The sequence below is a fragment of the Pseudomonas sp. LP_7_YM genome, from assembly GCF_004364435.1.
Lineage (GTDB): Bacteria > Pseudomonadota > Gammaproteobacteria > Pseudomonadales > Pseudomonadaceae > Aquipseudomonas.
In genome coordinates this window covers 162,610-183,520 of the sequence record NZ_SOCT01000004.1, presented here as the reverse complement: position 1 = coordinate 183,520, position 20,911 = coordinate 162,610, and the positions used below count along the sequence as shown (strand labels likewise).

General features: G+C 61.3%; 18 protein-coding genes. 7 read left to right on the top strand and 11 right to left on the bottom strand.

Annotation, left to right across the window (positions count from 1 at the left end; all coding sequences use genetic code 11):
• Positions 1-8 precede the first annotated feature (8 nt).
• From EC915_RS12570 to EC915_RS25460, 3 genes are all read right to left on the bottom strand, one after another.
• On the bottom strand, positions 9-1,106 hold the full coding sequence (locus EC915_RS12570; RefSeq protein WP_133750856.1) for a cobalt-precorrin-5B (C(1))-methyltransferase: 1,098 nt from the start codon (positions 1,104-1,106) through the stop codon (positions 9-11).
• Complete coding sequence (gene cbiE, locus EC915_RS12565) at positions 1,106-2,308, bottom strand: precorrin-6y C5,15-methyltransferase (decarboxylating) subunit CbiE (RefSeq protein WP_133750855.1); 1,203 nt, start codon at positions 2,306-2,308, stop codon at positions 1,106-1,108. Before cbiE ends, EC915_RS12570 begins: the two co-directional genes overlap by 1 nt.
• Before the next feature lie 99 nt (positions 2,309-2,407).
• A complete protein-coding gene (locus EC915_RS25460) occupies positions 2,408-2,764 on the bottom strand; it encodes a hypothetical protein (RefSeq protein ID WP_177413372.1) in 357 nt (118 codons plus the stop codon).
• A gap of 341 nt (positions 2,765-3,105) precedes the next feature.
• Between EC915_RS25460 and cobG the strand changes: the two genes are divergently transcribed.
• The 7 genes from cobG (at position 3,106) to EC915_RS12525 (ending at position 10,023) form a co-directional block, all read left to right on the top strand.
• Positions 3,106-4,458 (top strand): precorrin-3B synthase, encoded by a 1,353-nt coding sequence (gene cobG / locus EC915_RS12555; protein ID WP_372237889.1) that lies wholly within the window; start codon positions 3,106-3,108, stop codon positions 4,456-4,458.
• Complete coding sequence (locus EC915_RS12550) at positions 4,451-5,077, top strand: precorrin-8X methylmutase (RefSeq protein ID WP_133750853.1); 627 nt, start codon at positions 4,451-4,453, stop codon at positions 5,075-5,077. The genes cobG and EC915_RS12550 overlap by 8 nt, the downstream gene beginning before the upstream one ends.
• Positions 5,074-5,808, top strand: a complete 735-nt coding sequence (locus EC915_RS12545) for a precorrin-2 C(20)-methyltransferase (RefSeq protein ID WP_372237887.1) — start codon at positions 5,074-5,076, stop codon at positions 5,806-5,808. The genes EC915_RS12550 and EC915_RS12545 overlap by 4 nt, the downstream gene beginning before the upstream one ends.
• Positions 5,808-7,520, top strand: a complete 1,713-nt coding sequence (cobJ, locus tag EC915_RS12540) for a precorrin-3B C(17)-methyltransferase (RefSeq protein ID WP_133750852.1) — start codon at positions 5,808-5,810, stop codon at positions 7,518-7,520. Before EC915_RS12545 ends, cobJ begins: the two co-directional genes overlap by 1 nt.
• Before the next feature lie 324 nt (positions 7,521-7,844).
• A complete protein-coding gene (locus tag EC915_RS12535) occupies positions 7,845-8,618 on the top strand; it encodes a hypothetical protein (RefSeq protein WP_133750851.1) in 774 nt (257 codons plus the stop codon).
• 89 nt (positions 8,619-8,707) lie between these two features.
• Entirely contained in the window at positions 8,708-9,382 is a 675-nt protein-coding gene (locus tag EC915_RS12530; protein WP_133750850.1) for a hypothetical protein, read from the top strand.
• Positions 9,379-10,023, top strand: a complete 645-nt coding sequence (locus EC915_RS12525; RefSeq protein ID WP_133750849.1) for a hypothetical protein — start codon at positions 9,379-9,381, stop codon at positions 10,021-10,023. Before EC915_RS12530 ends, EC915_RS12525 begins: the two co-directional genes overlap by 4 nt.
• 3 nt (positions 10,024-10,026) lie before the next feature.
• Here the strand turns inward: EC915_RS12525 and EC915_RS12520 are convergent, their stop codons facing one another.
• From EC915_RS12520 to prmA, 8 genes are all read right to left on the bottom strand, one after another.
• Entirely contained in the window at positions 10,027-10,623 is a 597-nt protein-coding gene (locus tag EC915_RS12520; RefSeq protein WP_133750848.1) for a MarC family protein, read from the bottom strand.
• A gap of 66 nt (positions 10,624-10,689) precedes the next feature.
• Complete coding sequence (locus tag EC915_RS12515) at positions 10,690-13,485, bottom strand: hybrid sensor histidine kinase/response regulator (RefSeq protein ID WP_133750847.1); 2,796 nt, start codon at positions 13,483-13,485, stop codon at positions 10,690-10,692.
• 94 nt (positions 13,486-13,579) lie between these two features.
• Positions 13,580-14,875 carry a phosphoribosylamine--glycine ligase gene (purD, locus tag EC915_RS12510; RefSeq protein WP_133750846.1) on the bottom strand — a complete coding sequence of 432 codons (1,296 nt, stop codon included), beginning with the start codon at positions 14,873-14,875 and terminating at the stop codon, positions 13,580-13,582.
• 198 nt (positions 14,876-15,073) lie between these two features.
• The gene (gene purH, locus EC915_RS12505; protein ID WP_133750845.1) at positions 15,074-16,681 is read right to left on the bottom strand and encodes a bifunctional phosphoribosylaminoimidazolecarboxamide formyltransferase/IMP cyclohydrolase; all 1,608 of its coding nucleotides are present in this window, start codon (positions 16,679-16,681) and stop codon (positions 15,074-15,076) included.
• A gap of 78 nt (positions 16,682-16,759) precedes the next feature.
• A complete protein-coding gene (gene fis / locus EC915_RS12500) occupies positions 16,760-17,080 on the bottom strand; it encodes a DNA-binding transcriptional regulator Fis (RefSeq protein ID WP_015093301.1) in 321 nt (106 codons plus the stop codon).
• Positions 17,077-18,090 (bottom strand): tRNA dihydrouridine synthase DusB, encoded by a 1,014-nt coding sequence (gene dusB / locus EC915_RS12495; RefSeq protein ID WP_133750844.1) that lies wholly within the window; start codon positions 18,088-18,090, stop codon positions 17,077-17,079. The genes fis and dusB overlap by 4 nt, the downstream gene beginning before the upstream one ends.
• A gap of 290 nt (positions 18,091-18,380) precedes the next feature.
• The gene (locus EC915_RS12490; RefSeq protein ID WP_133750843.1) at positions 18,381-19,670 is read right to left on the bottom strand and encodes a DUF3426 domain-containing protein; all 1,290 of its coding nucleotides are present in this window, start codon (positions 19,668-19,670) and stop codon (positions 18,381-18,383) included.
• A gap of 51 nt (positions 19,671-19,721) precedes the next feature.
• Positions 19,722-20,600, bottom strand: a complete 879-nt coding sequence (gene prmA, locus EC915_RS12485) for a 50S ribosomal protein L11 methyltransferase (protein WP_133750842.1) — start codon at positions 20,598-20,600, stop codon at positions 19,722-19,724.
• Positions 20,601-20,911: the final 311 nt, after the last annotated feature.

The window sequence follows — 20,911 nt, the reverse complement described above, 5'->3', positions numbered from 1 at the left end:
CCGCTGTCTCATAGAAACACCCCCGCATGCCCGACAATGCCGCCCTGCCGGTCGATGGCGAAGACCTCGATCTGCACCTGCGCAGGCACTACGCTGCGGGCGAAATCCAGGGCGTGCTGACACACTGCATCTCCCAATGCTATTCCAACCGCCGCTGCCATCGCCAAGGCCTGCTGACTGGTATTGGCCTCGCAAATTTTTCGCTGCAGATCGTCATCGGCACCCACGTCCGCCGCCCACCGCGCCAATTGCTCAAGGTTGATGCTCGAATGCCGACTGTGCAGGTCCATGTGCCCGGCTGCGAGTTTGCTGATCTTGCCGAACCCGCCGCAAAGGCTGAGCCTGGCCACAGGCGCCTTGCGCAGATGCTTGAGTACCGCCCCGACGAAATCACCCATCTCGATCAGCGCGATATCGGGCAGGTCGTACACCCGGCGCATGGTGTCCTCGCTGGCGTTGCCCGTACAGGCGGCGATGTGTTCATAGCCGTTGGTTTTGGCAACGTCGATGCCCTGATGAATCGAGGCAATGTAGGCCGCGCAGGAAAACGGCCTGACGATGCCGCTGGTGCCAAGAATCGACAGACCGCCGAGAATACCCAGACGGGGGTTCATGGTCTTGAGCGCCAGCTCACTGCCGTTTTCCACGCAGACCGTGACTTCGAACCCGCCCGGGTAATCGAACTCAACGGCCAGGCGCGTGAGGTGCTCGGTCATCATGCGGCGTGGCACCGGGTTGATCGCCGGCTCGCCGACGCCCAGCACCAGGCCGGGACGGGTAACGGTGCCGACCCCGGAGCCTGCGACGAACGTTACGCCCGGCGTGTCGATCAAGCGAACTTGCGAGTACAGCAGCGCGCCGTGGGTGACGTCCGGGTCATCGCCTGCATCCTTGATCGTTCCCGCTTGCGCACCGCCATCGACAGCGCGACAGAATTCCAGGCGCATTTGCACCTGCCTGCCTTTGGGCAAAGTGATCTGGATGGCGTCATTGACCTCGCCCGCCAGCAGCAGGCGTGCTGCGGCGAGTGAGGTGGCCGTGGCGCAGCTGCCGGTGGTCAGGCCGCTGCGCAAGGGCGCAGGTTGTTCGGCGGTTTCCTCGCGCATCAGGGCTTGATCGCTTCGAGCAAGGTAATCGGCAGCGCCTGACGCCAGGTAGCGAACTCGCCCAGCGGTTTGGCGTGCGCGAGGTGGATGCGGGTCAGCTCGCCACCGTTCTGCTCGCGCCAGTTGACCAGCATCGCCTCACTTTGCAGCGTGACTGCGTTAGCGATCAGTCGTCCCCCTGTGCGCAGCTGTTGCCAGCAACTGTCCAGCACGCCGGAACCGGTCACGCCGCCACCAATGAAAATCGCATCAGGTTGTTCAAGCCCTTCCAGCGCGTCGGGCGCGCGTCCGCGAATCAGTTGCAGGCCCGGAACACCCAGCGCGTCGCGGTTGAATTCGATCAGCTGCTGGCGTTCTTCGTTTGACTCGATCGCTACCGCACGACACGTGGGATGCGCGCGCATCCACTCAATACCGATAGAGCCGCAGCCTGCGCCAACGTCCCATAGCAACTCGCCGGGCACCGGGGCCAGCCGGGCCAACGTGATGGCGCGCACATCGCGTTTGGTCAGTTGGCCGTCGTGACGAAATGCGTCGTCCGGCAAGCCGCCAAGCGGTGACAAACGCAAGGTGCCTGGCGCTGCCCGGCAGTCTATCGCCACCAGATTCAGATCGGCGATTTCCAGGTCTGACCATTCATTGGCGCTGCCATCAGCCCGGCGTTCCGTCGCGCCGCCCAGATGCTCCAGCACGGTCATGGCACTCGGCCCAAAACCGCGCTCGCGCAGCAGTGCGGCGATTGCGGCAGGACTGCTGCCGTCATTGCTCAGGACCAACAGGCGCAGACCGTGATGCAGTTGTGCACTCAACGCAGCCACGGGCCGGGCGACCACCGACAATGTCAGCACATCCTGCAACGCCCAGCCCAGGCGTGCGGCGGCCAGCGAATAGGAAGAGGGCGCCGGGATCACGCGCATCTGCTCGATGGGCACCTGCCGCGACAGACTGGCGCCGACACCGAACAGCATCGGATCGCCGCTGGCAATGACGCAAACCGATTCGCCTCGCCCATCAAGTACAGGCTGTAATGAAAACGGACTGGGCCAGTGACGCCGTTCGGCCTGAATGCACGGCGGCAGCAAATCGAGCTGACGCGCACTGCCAAACACCTGACGTGCCTGTAGCAACGCGTGCCTGGCATTCCTGCCCAGCCCCTTGAACCCGTCTTCACCGATTCCCACGACTGTCAGCCAAGGGGACATGTGTTTACCTCGACCCGATCAGTGGATAAAGGCGCCATGATACTGCGCTGTCGCGCTGCAAGCACGAAACGGAGGCGATTGTGGGAGCGAGTTTATTCGTTAGCGCAGCGTTGGAGAGCGTAACAACGGCTGCCAAGGCCATCTATCGTCCGCATGGGTTGAGGAGGGACTTACTGCGCAATGGAGTTCCGGAGTTAACGGCGCGTTGGCGGTGGTGGCAGCTGAACCGCCGGGCTGCACCAGCGCCCTCGAGAGCAAGGCGCGCTGTTGCAGGTGAGGATCGGCCAGCAGTTCAGCCATCAGGGCGTCATCCACCGAACCGTCCAGACGTATGGCGCCGAGTTTGGCGAAATCGACGATGGCGCGGGCAGTGGAGGAGGCCGAGAGGATGGGCGACGTACCCTGACCGGGAACAGGACACAGGTGCATATCGCCAAGGCGGGCGACGGGGGTCATGCCATTCCTTGGATGGGGGTGCTGGAGGGCAGACGCTAAACGAATTTCTGCAGGGGTTATGTAGGACGAATCGCGGAAGAATAAGGGAGGCTTCTTTGAGTGCGGCTCGGGCAGATTTTGATGCACACAGTCGTGTGTTTCAGTCCAGGCTTGAGGCATCAAATAGCGCTTGATGAGCAGGTTCTTCATCGGAAGGTTTTCGAAGCCTGTCGCAGTTCAGCGCAGGCCAATGAGACCTTCCGACAGACCGTGTTTTCATGGCCCCTGCCAAAGCAGGCATAATACGGCCCTCGCAGATCCCGGTATCTGCTCTTCCCAGCCCGATCACGTCAGGTGACCCTTTGACCGAGCCGCTGTTCGCTCGCATTCCCGCCATGCCTTTGCGCCCCTCGGCCTGTCCGGGGTTGTTGCGTATCGTCCCGGCGCTGGACGGGGGCATCTGCCGGATCAAGCTGCCGGGCGGGCTCATTACCGCCGCGCAGGCTATCGCCGTGGCCGAGGCTGCCGAGCGTTTTGCCGGGGGTGTGATCGAGGCGACCAACCGCAGCAATCTGCAGATTCGCGGCATCGGGACCGAACACGACCAACTGATCGCGACACTGCTCGACGCCGGTCTGGGTCCGAAAAACCCGGCCAGCGACGATGTGCGCAACCTGATGCTCAGTCCCACTGCGGGCATGGACGCTCTGCAATCGTTCGATGCTCGTCCGCTCGCGGCACAGATCCTTGGTTCGCTGGAAACACACCCGCGCTTTCATGAGCTGTCGCCCAAATTCGCGTTGTCGCTGGATGCGGGCGAAGGCCTGGCAATGCTTGAGCATCCCCATGATCTTTGGCTGTCGGCGCTGAACGTCAACGGCGAGACATTGTTGGGTTTCGGCCTTGCCGGTTGCCCTGCGACGCAATCGCCGCTGGCAGCCGTGGCGCTGGAAGCGGGCCATGCTCTGGTGGTGGCGGTGCTTGAGCTGTTCCTCGAATACGCCCGGCCCGAGCAAACGCGCATGCGTCATCTGTTGCAGGAGATGCCCGCCTCGCAGTTTCTCGAGCGTTTATCGAAACGTCTGCAGCACCCCTTGCGACATGATCAACGAATCACCACATGGCGTCGTGCGCCGACTCAACTCAATTCACATATCGGCCTTTATCCACAGCGCCAGTCCGGTTTGGTCTCGGTCGGCGGTGTCGTGCCTTTGGGGCGGTTGAGTCCGTCCATGTTGCGCAGCGCTGCAACGCTCTCGGTGGAACGTGGCGATGGTTCGCTGGCGATGACGCCCTGGCAAAGCCTGATGGTGCGCAATGTCCGTTGCGAACGGGCCGGGTCTGCTCTGGAGCGACTGCGCGCGGCCGGGCTGTTGTGCGATGCAGATCAGGCCCTGTCGCAACTGATTGCCTGCACAGGCTCCGCCGCCTGTGGCAAAGGCCTGTCCGACACCAAGGCCCAAGCGCTGCAACTGGCCGCGTACCTGCAACATGCGGGTGTAAGCCAGGCCGTGCACCTGTCCGGCTGCAACCGGGCCTGCGCCGCTGCCCATGTGGCACCTATCACCTTGCTGGCGGTTTCCGCTGGCCGCTATGACCTGTATTTTCGCGACGCAGCTCAGCCGGGATTCGGTGTGCTGCGTGGGCGTGACCTCACTATTGAAGCAGTCGGCGCGATGTTGACCGCCGACTCACGGAGCAACACCGATGATTGATTACATCCGCGACGGCCAGGAGATCTACCGCAACTCCTTCGCGATCATTCGTGCCGAAGCACTGCTCGACAGCATCCCGGCCGACCTGGAAAAACTCGCCGTGCGCGTGATTCATGCCTGCGGCATGGTCGATGCGGTCGAGGGCCTGCGTTTCTCCCCTGGTGCCGGTACTGCAGGCCGTCAGGCCCTCGCAGCGGGCGCGCCGATTTTGTGTGATGCGCACATGGTGGCTGAGGGCGTGACCCGTGCGCGCCTGCCAGCCAACAACCAGGTGATCTGCACTCTGAAGAACGAAGGCGTCCCTGAACTCGCTCGCGAGCTGGGCAATACCCGCTCCGCCGCAGCGCTGGAACTATGGCGCCCGCATCTGGAAGGCGCAGTGGTGGTCATTGGCAATGCGCCGACCGCGCTGTTCTACCTGCTGGAAATGATTGATGCCGGGGCGCCGAAACCGGCGCTGATCCTGGGCTTCCCGGTCGGGTTCGTCGGCGCTGCGGAATCCAAGGACATGCTTGCCGCTGACAGCCGTGGCGTGCCCTACGTGATCATGCAGGGCCGTCGTGGCGGCAGCGCCATGGCCGCTGCCGCAGTCAACGCGCTCGCTACGGAGGTCGAATGATGCAGGCACGCGGTCGTCTGATCGGTCTGGGCGTCGGCCCCGGCGATCCTGAGCTGATCACCGTCAAGGCACTGCGCCTGCTGCGCGAATCGCCGGTGGTGGCGTACTTCGTCGCCAGAGGCAAGAAGGGCAACGCGTTCGGCATCATCGAAGCGCACCTGCAAGAGGCTCAAACCCTGATGCCGCTGGTGTACCCGGTGACCACCGAAGCGCTGCCTGCGCCGATGTCCTACGAGCAGATCATCAGCGATTTCTACGACACGTCCAGCCTCGATATCGCCGCCCATCTGGACGCCGGTCGGGATGTGGCAGTGATCTGCGAGGGCGACCCGTTTTTCTACGGTTCCTATATGTACCTGCATGATCGCCTGGCCGAACGCTACGAAGCCCAAGTGGTGCCTGGTGTGTGTTCGATGCTCGGCGGCGCTTCGGTGCTGGGCGCGCCTCTGGTGTATCGCAATCAGAGTCTGTCGGTGTTGTCGGGTGTGCTGTCGGCCGAAGAACTCAAGCGCAAACTGGTGGACGCCGATGCGGCGGTAATCATGAAGCTGGGCCGCAACCTGCCCAAGGTGCGTCAGGTGTTGATGGACATTGGCCTGGCCGAGCGCGCGCTGTACGTCGAACGCGCCACCATGAGCAATCAAAAGATCGTGCCACTGGCGGAAGTCGACCCGATGTCTTCGCCGTATTTTTCGCTGATCATCGTTCCCGGTGAAAGGTGGCAAGGCTGATGGGCGCTACCTCTATAAAGGCTCCGGCCATCGTCATTCTCAGCAAAGGCGCGCTGAGCACCGCTCAGCGGATTCAACGGCTGTACCCGGATGCGCTTATTTACGGCCTGGCTGACCGGGTGGAAGGCGCTGATCGCAGCTATACCGAGTTCGGCGCAACGTTGCGCAGCCTGTACCAGCAGGACACGCCGATCATCGCGCTGTGTGCGGCGGGCATTGTCATTCGCACACTTGCGCCGTTATTACTGGAGAAGGGCGCCGAGCCGCCAGTGCTGGCGGTGGCCGAAGATGGCAGCGCCGTGGTGCCGTTACTGGGTGGGTTGGCCGGGGTCAACGTCATGGCCCGGGCAATCGCGGCGGGCTTGAAGACCAATGCCGCCATCACCACCAGCGGCGAATTGCGTTTTGGCACCTGCCTGCTCAACCCGCCGCCCGGTTACACCTTGGGCGACCTGGAACTGGGCAAGCGTTTCGTTTCCGATCTGCTGTCCGGCGAAACCGTGCGTATCGAAGGCGAAGCGCCGTGGCTGGCCAAAGCCCAACTGCCGGAGGACGAGCGTGCGCAATTGGCGATTCATGTCGGCAATGCCGAGCGCGAACCTTCTGCCCACGAACTGCTGATCTACCCGCGCAATGTGCTGGTTTCGGTGGATGCGCACATCGAGAATCTGGTCAACGTTGTGAGGGCTGCGCTGCACGACTCACGCATCGCCCTGCAATCGCTCGCGTGTCTGCTGGCGAGCGAAACCGTCATGGCCGCCTCGGCGTTGCATGTAGCGGCGCAGGAACTGGGTGTACCGGTGCGCTTCACCTCTGGCGTATCGGCCAGCGATAGGGCACAGCGGGTTCTGCCACAGCTATTGCCTCCGATCACGCCGCGCGACGGTATCGCCATTGCCGTTGCGCCACAGCCCTTGGATATCGAGCGCATCGGCACTGGTCGCGGACGGCTGGCGGTCATTGGTCTGGGCCCGGGCGCTGCCGAATTTATGATCCCGGCCGTCAAAGCCGAACTGGCGCGGGCCAATGACGTGCTGGGCTATGAGACCTATGTGCGCATGGCCGGGCCGTTCCGTGCCGATCAGGTGCTGCACTGCACGGACAACCGCGAAGAAATGCAGCGTGCCCGCCATGCTTTCGAGCTCGCAGCCCAAGGGCGTTCCGTGGTGGTGGTGTCTTCGGGCGACCCCGGCGTTTTCGCCATGGCGGCGGCTGTGCTGGAGGCGCTGCACGAGTCAGACGATCCGCGCTGGCATGCTGTTGATCTGGAAATCCTGCCGGGCGTCTCGGCTTCGCTGGCAACGGCTGCACAAGCGGGCGCCCCGCTGGGCCACGACTTCTGCGTGATGTCGCTGTCGGACAACCTCAAGCCTTGGGACATCATCGAAAAGCGTCTGGACCTGGCCTGTCAGGCCGACCTTGCGCTGGCGTTCTACAACCCGATTTCTCGTTCCCGCCCATGGCAGCTCGGACGCGCGCTGGAAATCGTGCGTCAGCACCGTGTCCCTGCAACCCCGGTGACGCTGGGGCGAGACATTGGGCGTCCTGGGCAAACCTTGCGTGTCATCACTCTGGGCGAACTGACTCCCGAGCAGGTGGACATGCGCACGATGGTGTTGGTCGGTTCATCGCTGACGACCAGGTTCCCAAGGGCCGAGGGACGGCACTGGGTCTATACGCCACGCTGGTATGGCATCAAACCTGCCGGATGAGTCAATGACCTGAACGGAGGGGCTTCGGAATCCCTCCGTTTGTGCGTAAGAAAGCGCCTCTCCCATGCGGGATTCGACGTCTCAGTCGTTTGGAATCTTCAGCTGTTCACCCGCGAATCAGTCCATCCCTTTACTGGCAGTCTTATTCCCCACTTGCCTTCACCCCTTTCAGCACAGGCGGTGCGAGCCTGAACACACATTTTCTAACCCTTTTTTCGCTTCGTGATCTTCACCGCATGAAGCCCGGTTCGACTGATCGCGGGCGCGCGGTATGCGCTAGGGTATCGGCGTCCATGACGGACGGATTCTTAAAAGGACTTAGCAATGAACAACGAAGCATTCATGAATCATCTGTCGACTATCCCTTCGCTGGATTCAATCCCTCCCGCCCTTGTCTCGCACATTTCGCAGCTCGAAGCCATTGAGCCGGCCCGTGCAGCCGTCACGGGGCAAGCCCTCATCGGCTTTGTCGAGGGCATGAGCCAGCAGGCGCGCGAAGACGTTCTGGATACGGTGACCTACGCGACCCTGGCGGCAGACAAGCGTTACGACGTAGTGACGGAGAATGGCGAGTGGTACAAGACCTTCCGCAGCGCGATGACCCGCGCCCTGAACTGGACCCCACAGGATCTTGCTTACGTCAGTCGTTCCAGCCGCGAAAGAGTGCTGACCCTGGACCAGGTCGGCCTGCAGCTCATCGCTTCCTCCCTTGCCGCTGCAGCTACGGGTGGCACAGCAGCAGGCGCGTTGATCCTGCAAATCGCCCAGGATGCCGTCCAGGCATTGAGAGGTCAGGATGAACCTGCCCGCCTGTTCAACAGCCGGACCGAGAAACCTGGAGGTGCGCGATTCCTCGTCGGCGGATGCAACGAGAGCGCCGAAGGGGTCATCGTTCTGGCCGTGGGTGCAGTTGAGGTCAAAACCAGTCTCAATGTGACCAACGTGTTGTTTGCCAACTGGAATTCGGTAGCCGTGGATCTGAACCAAAGCGCAGATGTCCTGGTATTTCATCAATCGCTTTACGCACAACGCCGCGAGCGCGTTCGCCAGGCACTCTTGCAGTCGTCCGATGCAGCCTTGAGTGAGTTCCCGATTTAAGGAATCAGGCCGCGCTGTTTGCGCGGCCTTCTTTCACAGGAGTGAGCATGATGAGTCAGGAAACTGTGCAAACTTATTTGAACGAAGGGGTGCTGCTGGTCTTCGTTGCGCCGGTGGACCAGAGCCTTCAGCGCGACGTTCTGGACTGCAGTCTGTATACGCAGTTGGCGGCAAACAGGCAGTTCAACAAATTCACTCACTATCGCGATTGGCAAGCCACGTTGATCAAGGCCTTGGCTGCCTTCGGCTGGCTGCGGCTGGACTTTGCCGAGAAGCGGGAAGCAAAAAGCGAAAGTGTCGTTGTTGCCCGGGTGTTGCACGAATTACTGCCCGATGCGCTCGACCAATGGCGCGGCGAGCGGCTGGACAACGTGCTTGCATCGATTTTCGACGTCGCCGATGACAATGTCCTAAAGGCGCTCCACGAGCGCTGTGTTGAAGTGGCCGCCAGCAATACCAGCGCCCGAACTGCCACAGCAGAGGAGCCTGAAGTTGTCACTTCGGTCGTCCTTCAGATCGGATTCGTGTTGCCCTCACGCGAGATGATCCTGCTGTGTATGGCTTTTGACACCCTGGAAAGGGTTGGCGCGAACCCGTTTGCCCAGCGCCTGGAGCCCGGTCGGCTGGTCGGCGAATTCAGATCCTTCGCGTTTGTCGGCGTGCTGGACGACCTGCGATATTCCCTGTTTCGACAGCGGGTCGATACGGCGCTGGCTGAAAAGCGAGCGCAGCTTTCTCTCCCGGTCCGGGCGGCACGGTCGTGAGTACCGCAGTCGGCGCAATCGTCGGCTCCAGCCTGGTTTCTCTGTACGACGGGATCGGCAGGCAGGACCGCGAAGACATCCTCGATTGCCTGTCCCATGCCCACGCCTTCGCCAGTCGATATCACGATCAGCGGGACGATTATTCCAACTGGATATTCCGCTACCGTACGCGACTCGAAAACCGCGGTTGTCTGCTGGTCTCTCCGATCCGGCATACCCCGCAGGTCATTTTTCATCCTTCGGAGCTGGACGCCGTAACCTTCAATATCATTGATTCAGCCGGGTCACGGGCGCTCGCGAGTCTGGCCGGTGCCGCCTGGCGCTCCTTGAAGGTCAATCGCCACGCCGACCGGTTTTTCAGCAATGGCTCGCGCGATGGAGAGTTGGGGCGCTTGCAAATGGTCCCATGCCTGAGCGACTCGAAGGGCGAGGTGCTGATACTGATCTGCGCCATCCGCCTGACCGCGTCGGTCGACACCCGTGATTTCGATTTCTGGACCGATACCCGGCGGGACATGCTCCTGCGTATCAGCGGCGGCGTCTACCATTTCGATCGGGCGGTCTATGCCGGTTACAGAGAGCAGATCCGCATGCAGCTGAACGCCAATTCCGATCATGCGATCAAAGCGTTCCCTATCTGACGCCTAGGGAAACAGGTAACCCTTGATGCCGGTGAAGATGATCTGTGCAGCCAATGCGCAGACGAACAGGCCCATCAACCGACTGACGATCTGCAGGCCTTGCTCACCCAGGATGCGTTCGATGCTGTGTGAGAGGTAAAGCACCACGCCCACCGTGAAGCTGGCCAAGGCAATGCTGACGATAGCGGTCAGCTTGTCGTCCCAGTGAGGTTGGCTGACGCCCATGACCAGCAGCGCTCCGATGGTGCCGGGGCCGACCGTGATCGGAATGGTGAGGGGTACGATGGCAACATCCTGCTGGACGTTATCGGTCTGAACGCCCGACTTGCCCTGCGCCATGCCCAGCGCCGAAATGAACAGCACACTGCCGGCACCGATACGGAAGGCGTCGGCGGTGATGCCGAAAACCCCGAAAATGGCCCGACCGAACAGGTAAAGCAACACGCTCGATACCAAGGTCGCGAAAGCAATTTTCCACGCCAGATACCGGCGTTCCTTGCGCGAATAGCCGCGACTCAGGCTGATGAAACACGACAGAACGAAGAACGGGCTGTAAAGCACCAGCATCTTCAGATAAACGCTGAACAGCACATGAAGCATGGTTTGAGCTCGTGGCGGCAGACTTGGACGCGGGCAAGTCTATCAGGCGCCGCCCGGGAAGAAGGGTCAGTTTTGCTGATAGCGCTCCTGATCACCACCATGGATACCGATCTGTTGACGCGCGCGCTGCTCGACCCAGTATTCGACCAGCTCACGCAGCTGCGACAGTTCCACCGGCTTGGACATGTGCCCGTCCATGCCCGACTGGCGGGCGCGGTCCTTGTGTTCGGCGAGGATATGCGCGGTCAGGGCGACCACCGGCGTGCGGACTCGCTGGTTGCCCACCTCCCAGGCGCGTAATTGCTGGGTCGCCGAAAAACCGTCGAGGATCGGCATCTCGCAGTCCATCAGCACCAGATCGTAACGCTGGGCCTTCATCGCTTGCAGCGCTTCCTCGCCATTACTGGCGGTGTCCGGTTGCAGGTTGAGCTTGCCGAGCATGCCGCGAATCACCTTGGTGGAAATACTGTTGTCTTCGGCCACCAGAATCCGGAAATCGCTGGGCACGTCCACTTCGCTGGCCACCGACTGGCCCGGAGAAAATGGCACCTGCCCCTTGTTACGCTGGTTCAGCTCGTCGGCCAGAGTAGTCTTCAGGGTGTAACCGGCCACTGGTTTGGCGAGGATGCGCTTGACCCCTGCATTACGGGCGATGACCTTGCTCGGCGCATTGCTGATGCCGGTGAGCATGATCAGCAGAATGTCGTGGTTCAGGCTCGGGTCTTCCTTGATCTTGGCTGCCAGTTGCATGCCGGTCATGCCAGGCATGTTTTGATCGAGCAGGACAATGTCGAAATAGTCACGCAAGTGCGCCTTGGTGCGCAGCAACGCCAGGGCTTCCTTGCCCGAGGGTACGGCGCTGACATTCAGACCCCAGGCACTGCACTGCTGGACCAGCACCTTGCGGCAGGTGTCGTTGTCGTCCACCACCAGCACTCGCGCTCCCTTGAGCGGGCTGTCGAGGTCCGACGGTGGCTGCTCCAGGCGCTCCGGGTCCAGCGGCAGGCTCAGCCACAGGGTACTGCCCTGATTGGTGCCGCTCTGGATACCGAACTCGCCACTCATCAACAGAATCAGTTGCCGGGCGATGACCAGCCCCAGGTGACCGCCGACCTTGCTCGCCGCCAGGAAGTTTTTACTGTGCAGTTCGGCGTGCAGCAGGGCTTCACGCTCCTTGGCAGTCAAAGGCGTACCACTGTCCTGCACGGCAATCCGCAGGCGCGGCTTGCCACCGCGCGAGTCGAGAGCAACGACCAGCAGAATCTCGCCCTCGTCGGTCTTTTTCAGCGCGTTTTCCAGCAGGCTCAGCAGCGTTTGGCGCAGTCGAGTGGGATCGCCGCTGATCACGCGTGGCACGCGAGGCTGAATGAAGCTGATCAGCTCGACGCTCTGTTGCTCGGCCTTGGCCCGGAAAATACTCAGGCAGTCCTCGATCATCGCGTTCAGGTCGAACTGCACGTCATCCAGTTCGATCTGGCCGGACTCCAGCTTGGTGATGTCGAGGATCTCGTTGATCAGGGTCAGCAGCTCGTTGCCCGCGCTGTGAATCGTTTGCACGTAGTCGCGCTGCTTGACTGACAGCGGCGTGCCCAGCAGCAGTTCGGTCATGCCCAGAACACCGTTCATGGGCGTGCGGATTTCGTGGCTGATCTTGGCCAGAAACTCGGCTTTGGCATTGATCTCGGCAGTGCTGGCAGCCAGCTCCCGGCTGATGCTGAAGTTGTCTTCAGTGATGCTGCGATGGCGCTCGCTCAGGGCAATGCTCATCAGCAGGCCGCACACGCAGAACATGCCCAGAACCGCGATGATCAGCGTTTGTGCGGGAACGGCGGTCAGCCACAGCATCGCGGGCAGAACCACCAGATTGCCGAGGTTGAACACGATCATCGCGATCACAAACGGCCGCGCCGGCGCGTAACCCTTTTGCAGGTGGTAGATCGACACCAGCGTAATGGTCAGCGTAGTGAGCGCGACCAGCAGGAAGGTCAGAATGTTCAGCGGCAGGGTATCGACGAACAGCACCAGCAGACCGCCGAAGCCGATGACCAGCAAAGCGCTCATGAGCAGACGATTGAGTGCCTCGACGCCTCGTTGAATGAAGAAACAATAGGTGTACATCAGCCCGGTCGCTGCAGCCATCAGCAGGACCAGGTGTGCGCTCGGTGTCTGTGCCAGATGCCAGCGCGGCAGCCATGGGGCCTGCAGATTCAACAGCAATAGCGTGCTGAGCCCCAGGCAAGCTTCGCAGGCTGCCAGCCACAGGCTGCTGACGGAGCGGGACTGGGCGTAGCGGGTGATGTTCTGCACGATCAACATGAACAGCGAGCCGAAAAACAGCCCTAGCAGCAGCGGACGGCGTTCATCGGCGGCGCCGGAGACGGCTGACTCCAGCGAAATGTTCGGACGCAACTCCTGCTCGGATTTCAGTCGCAGGTACAGATCCAGCGGCCGATGAACGTGCGGAACGGGTAACAGGAAATCGACGGAGGGCAAGGGCTGTGCTGCGCGAGGGACATCATTGCCTGAGCGTGAGTGGTCGATCAGCGTCTCGCCGTCCATCACGTACATGTCCACAGTCGCCAGGTCCGGGGCGAAGATGCGCAGCAGTTGTTCGTGATCGGCCGGAGCCAGCCGATAGTGCAGCCACAGAGCGGAGTCGCGATTGACGGCGCGAATCTGATCGAGCTCTACAGGGCTGAATTGGGAATCGTAGTGTGCGGAGCGAATGTCGCTCAGTTGCAGGTTGGCCTGATCGTCGACAAGGTTCGACCATCCCGCGCTGACCTCGGCAGATGCCGTGGGCACACAGAGCAGAGTCATCATGGCGACGATCAAACAAGCGGCAATCCTGAGCCAGCGCACGGCGAAATCCCTTCGTGAATGAAGCCAGTTACTCTGGTGCGGCTCTGGATAGTCGGACAGTCGCTGAGGTTCGGGCGACTGTCCGGGCCCAGACTTACTCCAGATGTTCGCCGCGTTCCCGGGCAATGGCGCGATAGCCAATGTCCTTGCGGTAGAAACAACCTTCCCAATCGATCTTCGCAGCCAGTTCATAGGCCTGTTTCTGCGCATCGCCAACGGTGTCACCCAGTGCGGTCGCGCACAGAACACGACCACCGGAGGTCACCACCTGACCATCCTTTAACGCAGTACCTGCGTGGAACACCTTGCCCGACAACGTCGCAGCGGCGTCCAGGCCACTGATGGGTGCGTCCTTGGCGTAATCGCCAGGGTAGCCACCGGCAGCCAGCACGATGCCGAGGCTCGGGCGCGGGTCCCACTGGGCTTCCACTTTGTCCAGCGCCTGCGCCAGAGCGGCCTCGACCAGCAACACCAGGCTTGATTGCAGGCGCAACATCACCGGCTGGGTTTCCGGGTCACCGAAACGGCAGTTGAACTCGATCACCTTCGGGTTGCCCGCCTTGTCGATCATCAGACCAGCATAGAGGAAGCCGGTGTAAACGTTGCCTTCCTCTGCCATGCCTCTGACGGTCGGCCATATGACCTTATCCATCACGCGCTGATGCACGTCGGCGGTGACTACCGGGGCGGGGGAGTAAGCACCCATGCCACCGGTATTCGGGCCGTTGTCGCCGTCGCCGACACGTTTGTGATCCTGACTGGTGGCCATTGGCAGAACGTTCTTGCCGTCGACCATGACGATGAAGCTCGCCTCTTCGCCGTTCAGGAACTCTTCGATCACCACCCGGGAACCTGCATCGCCGAATGTGTTGCCCTCGAGCATGTCGCATACGGCGTCTTCGGCATCCTGCAGGGTCATGGCGACGATCACGCCTTTGCCGGCGGCCAGGCCGTCGGCCTTGATCACGATCGGAGCGCCTTTTTCGCGCAGATACGCCAACGCAGGTTCGATCTCGGTGAAGTTTTGGTAGTTGGCGGTCGGGATCTTGTGACGCGCCAGGAAATCCTTGGTGAAAACCTTGGACCCTTCCAGTTGCGCGGCGCCCTTGGTGGGGCCGAAGCAATCCAGCCCGCGGGAGCGGAACAGGTCTACTACACCTTCGACCAGCGGCACTTCAGGACCGACGATGGTCAGCGAGACGTTCTTCTGGGCGAAGTCGGCCAGTTGCTCCAGAGCCAGCACGTCGATGGCGACGTTCTCGCACTTGGCTTCGGTAGCGGTGCCGGCATTGCCCGGCGCAACGAAGACCTTCTGTACGCGTGGGTCCTGCGCGACTTTCCAGGCCAGGGCGTGTTCACGACCACCGCTGCCGATGATGAGTACGTTCATTTCAAAAACCTCGATGACGCTAATTCTGTAGGGACTGATCGTTCCCACGTTCCGCGTGGGATTGCCTATGCGGACGCTCCGCATCCGGGGGTAGCGGAGCGTCCCAGGCTGCGTCACCACGCGGAGCGTGGGTACGATCAAGGCGACACAAATCTGCTTTTACTGACCGCTTGCAGCTTGAAACTTGTCGCTGACACGTCAATGTCTGAAATGGCGCATACCGGTAAACACCATCGCGATACCGGCCTCATCAGCGGCGGCAATCACTTCGTTGTCGCGCATCGAACCGCCGGGCTGGATCACCGCAGTGATGCCGACCTTGGCTGCGTTGTCGATGCCGTCGCGGAACGGGAAGAAGGCGTCGGAGGCCATGACTGCGCCCTGCACTTGCAAACCGGCGTGTTCAGCCTTGATGGCGGCGATACGCGCCGAGTTCACGCGGCTCATCTGGCCGGCACCGACACCGATGGTCTGCCGGTTTTTGGCGTAGACGATGGCGTTGGATTTGACGTACTTGGCGACTTTCCAGGCGAAGATCAGGTCGTGAATTTCCTGCTCGCTCGGGGCGCGTTGAGTCACGACTTTCAGGTCATCGGCGGTGATCATGCCGATGTCACGGCTCTGCACCAGCAGGCCGCCGTTGACGCGTTTGTAATCCCATGCCGGGGCGCGATCCACGGCCCACTGGCCGCTGGTCAGCAGGCGAACGTTGGCTTTGCCGGCGACGATGGCTCGAGCCTCGGCGCTGACGCTCGGGGCGATGATCACTTCCACGAACTGACGCTCGACGATCGCCTTGGCGGTCTCGGCATCCAGTTCACGGTTGAAGGCGATGATGCCGCCGAATGCCGACTCGCTGTCGGTCGCGTAGGCCAGCTCGTAAGCCTGACGGATACCGCCCTCGGCGTCCGGGCTGACCGCAACGCCGCAGGGGTTGGCATGCTTGACGATGACGCAGGCCGGTTTGACGAAGCTCTTTACGCATTCCAGCGCGGCGTCGGTATCGGCCACGTTGTTGTAGGACAGTTCCTTGCCCTGCAGCTGGGTCGCCGTCGCGATGCCGACCTCGGCAGGTTGGGCTTCAACGTAGAACGCCGCGCTCTGATGCGGGTTCTCGCCGTAGCGCATTTCCTGTGCCTTGATGAACTGCGTATTGAAGGTGCGCGGGAACTGGCTGCGGCCTTCGGTGGAGAGCGTCTCTGCGCGTTGATCGACGCTGCCCAGGTAGTTGGCGATCATGCCGTCGTAGGCGGCGGTGTGTTCGAACGCCTTGAGCATCAGGTCGAAACGCTGGGCGTAGGTCAGACCACCTGCCTTGAGGCTTTCCAGCACCTGACTGTAATCGCCGGTGTTGACCACGATGGCCACGTCTTTGTGGTTCTTCGCAGCCGAACGGACCATGGTCGGGCCGCCGATGTCGATGTTCTCGATGGCGGTCGGCAGGTCGCAGCCTGGCTTGGAAACAGTGGCTTCGAAGGGGTAGAGATTGACCGCGACCAGATCGATCGGCTTGATACCGTGCTCGGTCATGATAGCGTCGTCGATGCCGCGACGGCCCAGGATGCCACCGTGGATTTTCGGGTGCAGGGTCTTGACCCGGCCGTCCATCATTTCCGCGAATCCGGTGTAGTCCGCAACTTCTACCGCTGCGACGTCGTTGTCCTTGAGCAGCTTGAACGTGCCACCGGTGGAGAGAATCTCGACGCCCAAGGCTACGAGTTCACGGGCGAATTCAAGGATCCCGGTCTTGTCGGAAACGCTGATCAAGGCGCGGCGGATCGGCAGGCGGGTAGTCTGGTCGGTCATCTCAACTTCCATCAAAGCAAAAGAATTCAGCAAAAAAAACGACCGCATCAAAATGGGTCGCTTTTCTGTTTTGGATGGTTACAGCAGATCGTACTGCTTGAGTTTCTTGCGCAGCGTGCCACGGTTCAGCCCCAGCATCTCGGAGGCCTTGGTCTGGTTACCCTTGACGTAGTTCATCACGCACTCGAGCAAAGGGGCCTCGACTTCCGAGAGCACCAGGTTGTAGACATCAGTGACGGCGGCACCCTCCAGGTGAGCGAAATAATTGTGCAGCGCCTTTTCGACGCTTCCGCGCAGGGTCTGACCCTCTTCGCTTGGCGTGTTGAGGTGCTGTTTCAAATTGACGTTGTCGCTCACGGGTGTTGTTCCACTCACTAAAGTCTCTGTCATCATCGTCATGCGGCCACCTCTTGTTCGTTCCCTGCGTCCGGGCTTTTATCGCGCTCGGCAAAGAACTCCCGAACGTTGGCGCACTGTGCTTCCGTATCTTCCAAACGATTGAAGTGGACGCGAAATTCCCTGGCGCCCGGCAGTGTTGCGAGATACCAGCCAACGTGTTTGCGGGCAATCCGCACGCCCATCACGTCGCCATAGAACGCGTGAAGCGCCGCCAGATGCTCTAGCAGAATGCGTTCCACTTCACCCACCGCCAGCGCGGGAAGTTTTTCCCCGGTGCGCAGGTAATGCTCTATCTCGCGAAAAATCCACGGGCGCCCTTGGGCGGCCCGACCAATCAACAGCCCATCGGCACCGGTCGCGTCGAGGACGTGCCGGGCTTTTTCCGGTGAATCGATGTCGCCATTGGCAAACACCGGAATCGACACCGCCTGTTTTATTGCGGCGATCGTGTCGTATTCGGCGTCCCCGGTGTATAGATCCGCGCGGGTTCTTCCATGCACCGCCAATGCCTGAATGCCCGCTTGCTCGGCGATTCTGGCAACTGTCAGGCCGTTCTTGTTCGCCCGGTCCCAGCCGGTACGAATCTTCAGGGTGACCGGCACCTGCACTGCCGCCACCACGGCGTGGAGGATTTCGCTCACCAACTGCTCATCTTTCAACAGTGCAGAACCAGCGGCCTTGTTGCAGACCTTCTTTGCCGGACAGCCCATGTTGATATCGATGATCTGCGCGCCAAGTTCGACATTGGCACGTGCCGCGTCCGCAAGCATCTGCGGGTCCCCACCGGCGATCTGTACCGAGCGTGGCTCGGGATCGCCTTCATGAATCATGCGAAGCCGCGATTTGCGGCTGTTCCACAGGCTCATGTCACTGGTGACCATTTCCGACACCACAAGGCCTGCGCCGAGTTGACGACAGAGCTGGCGGAAGGGCTGGTCGGTGACGCCCGCCATGGGGGCGAGGATCAAGCCGTTCTGCAATGTATAGGGGCCGATGCGTACCGCCGACATAGGGTGACCTGTTGTGGGGCCGTATCACGAAGCCTGGTCCGAAATGTGCTTGGGCAGCAATTCAGACGAGACCCAGAGTATGAAAAAGGGTGGGCATGATACCCGCTCTCGATGACTGGATAAAGGCTGAATTGGATAAAATCTGAACAGTTGCTTTCTTATCGCAAACAGTTAGCCACCTACCTGCATCGTCATGAAACTGTCGTCAGCTTTCTGCTGGCTGGTTGCTGTATTTCAGTGCGCCCATAGGTCGCAAGGGCGCGCATTGATCGCTCTGGGACGCGACCGTGCTACTCGGGTGAGCGGAAATTCAGGCTGTAATTCACCGCCTTCGGGCCGGGGTCCAGAATGTCCAGGGCGATGTGAATCGGCGTCTGCGGCGGCATTTCATCCTTGCCGGCCAGTTCTCCGCTCAGATACTCGCCAGGTTTGAAGCGTCGACTGGCAATCAGCTGACCGGTGGTGTCGGCAAAACGCAGCTCCAGAAGCGGGAATGGTTGGGAAAACGAAGCGCGGTTGTAGATGATCGCATCCACCACCAGTGCACCCTGAAAGTCGGGATGGCTGCGCACCACAAGGTTGCTGCTCCTGAGCAGCTTGATGTCGACCTTCGATGGCACTTTGCAGCCGACGTGTGGGCAGATGTCCTGAAACCAAGAGCGGTATTGGTCCTGGCGCGCCAGTTCATCGAAGTGATACGCGATGTACTGCCCCCCGAGGCCCGCCAGAGCCAAGAGCGCCAATACTGCCCAGAGTGCGCGACGGCCCCAGCGCGGTTTGGGTTTCTGCCAGGCCAGTTGCAGCGGATCGTCTGTCAGGTCCAGCAATGCCGAGTCGCGCAGGGCAGGTTCGCTGCGGCCTCGCCTGTTGCCTGGCCTGAGTGGCTCGCCTTGCTCATCGGGTGCGCCATTGGCGTGCATGCGTTCCCTGGCGTGTGGTTCATCGTCCAGATCCCTCGGCGCCATGGAAAACGATGGCTCGGTACGATGGCGGTCAGGCTCGATTTCATCAAGGGTCAAAGGCTCGATCAGCAAGTCGGGTTCAGGGTGCTCGTGATGCTCTTCGAAGACCTCGGCGTGCAATTCCGGCAGTTGGCTGACGTCGTCGTGGCTCAGGCCGTGTTCCCAGTTCTCTGGGGCGACCTGCGGTTCGTCTCGGCGAGCGCTGAAAGATTCGACCTCATCGTGCTCAGGCGTCTGGCTGGCGCGGCCAAAGGATTCCGGCCGCTGGATTTCCCGCTGTTCGAGCCGTGCGAGTTCGACATCGAGGTCGTCAAGGTCGAGGCTGTCCAGGTCGACTGCCGGATCTTCACGTTTGACCGGTAATGGGGCCGGTTGCGCGACCACGACCGATTGCGGTGCGATCACCTCGACGGCTGGCGCAGCGGGTGCCGGTGCTGGCGTGGTGATCGGCTCGGCGCCCTTGGCTGCGGCGCTTTGTTCCAACAGTTGTTTTGCGGCATTGAACACTTGCAGGCAGGAGCCGCAGCGAACCATGCCTCGGGCGACGCTCAGTTGAGCGTGGCTGACGCGGAAACTGGTCTGGCAGTGAGGGCACTGAGTGACGAAGCTGTCGGTCATGCGGGTATCCGGGGTGAGCGAGCGCCTAAAGAATGTGTGATCAACGCCTGGTTAACGACGGCGGCCTGTGATCCGTACCCAGCCGTCACGGTTGGCGATGGGGTCCAGTTCGAAGGTCTCGGCGTAGGCTGCCGCCACTTCTTCGCCCTGCTCGGCAAGAATGCCGGACAGCGCCAGGCGTCCGCCAGGCTTGACCAGGGTTGCCAGGTGAGGGGCCAGTGAAACCAGCGGTCCGGCCAGAATATTAGCCACCAATACGTCGGCGGGTTCTTTGGGCAGGTCTTCGGGCAGGTACAGCGGGAATTTCTCGGCCGGGACATTGTTGCGACCTGCGTTGTCGCGGGAGGCTTCCAGCGCCTGCACGTCGATGTCGGTGCCGACCGCATGCCTGGCGCCCAGCAGCAGGGCGGCGATTGCGAGAATGCCCGAGCCGCAGCCGAAGTCCAGCACGTCGCAATCGCGCAGATCCTGGCCGTCCAGCCATTCCAGGCACAGGGCGGTGGTCGGGTGAGTGCCGGTTCCGAAGGCCAGTCCCGGATCGAGCAGCAGATTGACAGCGGCGGGCTCGGGCGCAGCGTGCCAGCTCGGCACGATCCACAGGCGCTGACCGAAACGCATCGGCTGGAAATTGTCCATCCAGCTGCGTTCCCAGTCCTGATCTTCGATGACTTCGTGGGTGTGCTCAGGCAGTTCCGCGCCGGTCAGCAGCGTGAGGTGAGCCAGTACCTGATCAGCATGGGTGTCAGCCTCGAACAGGGCCAGCAAATGCGTGTGCGACCACAGCGGTGTGGTGTTCAGTTCAGGCTCGAAGATGGGTTGGTCTTCAGCGTCCATGAAGGTCACGGACACGGCGCCGACTTCAAGAAACGCGTCTTCGTAGGTTTCGGCTTGTTCTGGGCTGATGGCGAGACGGACTTGCAGCCAAGGCATGGCGGATTACCTTCGAATTGAAAATGACAAGCGGCACAACGCCGCGAAAGACCGGCAAGTTTACGGCGTTCCCGGGAAACAACAAAGAGGGTGTGATTGATTGCCGCGCTCCTGAAGCAGGATGCCCACCCGTTGGAGGCGCCGAGATTACGACGGCAGCGAGTGCGATAGTTCAGCTGCGCAAAAATCGTCTGATACTCCGCCTTCGCCCGCAAGCCAGCTCCCCAGTGGATCGCGCATGCACCCATCTGGACAAGCCGCAGATACTCCGGCTTTGGGGGCCGGGCAGGCCTGTACTGGGTATCCAGAAA